The following is a 1,623-nucleotide window of genomic DNA, read 5'->3' as shown; positions in this document are numbered from 1 at the left end:
TGTATATTAGAGTTAGGGTTTTAACCTTCCGGTTTTGATTGGATAACCCTATGAACCATCGTTATTTTAATTTGGTATTAACTCATTTCTTTTGAGATAATATATTTATTGGATTGAGAGGCTAAGCCGTTCCCCCCTTGGGTCATTGAACCCGCACTCGAGAGACTGGCTCCTCTCTCTGATAAGTGGATTGCGTATGAGTTAGATGTTGAAAGTCCTTACTTTACTCCGTATCTCGTACAAGGTAGTGACGCTTTTCAGTTGAGTGGATTTCAATCCAAAATTCTTTTTTTGAAAGGTCAGATATACATGTACTTTTTAGGCATTGATATCGGTAAACGCACTCACGTTGCTTCTATCATGAACGAGGAAGGAAAGGTATTACTAAAAGGTTTTTCATTTCCTAACACCACTGAAGGAGCAGAGTCATTAATTGAGCGAATGGTCGACTATTCCGGAGCACCCAGTGACTTTGTTATAGGGATGGAAGCCACGGGGCACTATTGGCTGTCCATCTTTTCATACCTTCACGAATCAGATTATTTGATTCACGTTGTGAATCCCCTTCAAACAGACGGATGGCGTAAAGGTACAGAAATACGGAAACGAAAAAACGATATTATTGATTCTGTTTTGATTGCTGACTTAATGCGCTATGGCTCATTTGTCGAAACGGTCTTATCCGATGAAAATGTTTTTTCTTTGAAACAACTTTCTCGTTACCGAACTTATTTAGTAGGTACAGCGAGCGACTTCAAAAGAAAAATTATAGCCGTATTGGATCAAGTCTTTCCAGAATACGCGACGATTTTTACCAAGCAGGGCGTTTTCGGAAAAGCTTCTAAAGAGTTATTGCTGGCGTTTAGTGCCCCGATCGACTTAGAAAACATTTCCTCAGAAACTTTGGCCCAATACTTAGCTGAGTTAAGCAGGAACCGAATCAAGGCAGAAAAAGCGGACCAATTGAAGCAAGCAGCTTCTAACTCCTTTGGAGTAAAATTTGCTCAAGAAGCGTTCACCTTCCAACTACGTTCAATGATTGAACAATTAAAATTCATTGAAAGCCAAATAAAGGAAACGGAAAGAGAAATCAAGCACATAATGGACACTTTAAATTCTGTTATTCTCACAATTACTGGAATTGGTCCTATAAACGGTGCGACTATTCTTGGTGAGATCGGAGATATTCAAAAATTTTCTAACCCGAAAAAACTCGTTGCTTACGCTGGGATAGACGCTTCCGTGACACAATCAGGGCAATATGAGGCAACGCATAATGTTATGAGTAAACGAGGGTCTCCATATTTGCGAAAAGCCTTGTTTTCGGCGGCTTTAGTAGCTTCTCAATGTGATCCTGTTTTTAGTGCGTTTTACCAGAAAAAAGTTTCCGAAGGAAAACATCATCTAACTGCCTTAGGTGCGGTTTCTCGTAAGCTTTGTTACGTGATTCATGCTATTTTGACTAAAAACGAGCCTTATATAATTGTTTCTGATTAGCTATTGAGCATTCAAAAAAACTAATGGTAAGAAGCTTATTTGTTGTACCCTTTTTTCGGAATTATCTGTTATAAAATATTTTTTGATTTGGCTAATTTTTACTTGACTCTATATAGTTAGTCTCTC

General features: G+C 38.4%; 1 protein-coding gene. It reads left to right on the top strand.

The annotated features are described in order from the left end of the window. Nucleotides 1-309 precede the first annotated feature (309 nt). On the top strand, nt 310-1,497 hold the full coding sequence (locus RV13_RS20325) for an IS110 family RNA-guided transposase (RefSeq protein WP_002302391.1): 1,188 nt from the start codon (nt 310-312) through the stop codon (nt 1,495-1,497). Nucleotides 1,498-1,623 lie beyond the last annotated feature (126 nt).

It is taken from the genome of Enterococcus raffinosus (genome assembly GCF_001886185.1).
In the GTDB taxonomy this organism is placed as follows: domain Bacteria; phylum Bacillota; class Bacilli; order Lactobacillales; family Enterococcaceae; genus Enterococcus_A; species Enterococcus_A raffinosus.
Note: the sequence above shows the minus strand (reverse complement) of the source record. Positions and strands in the feature narration are given on the sequence as shown.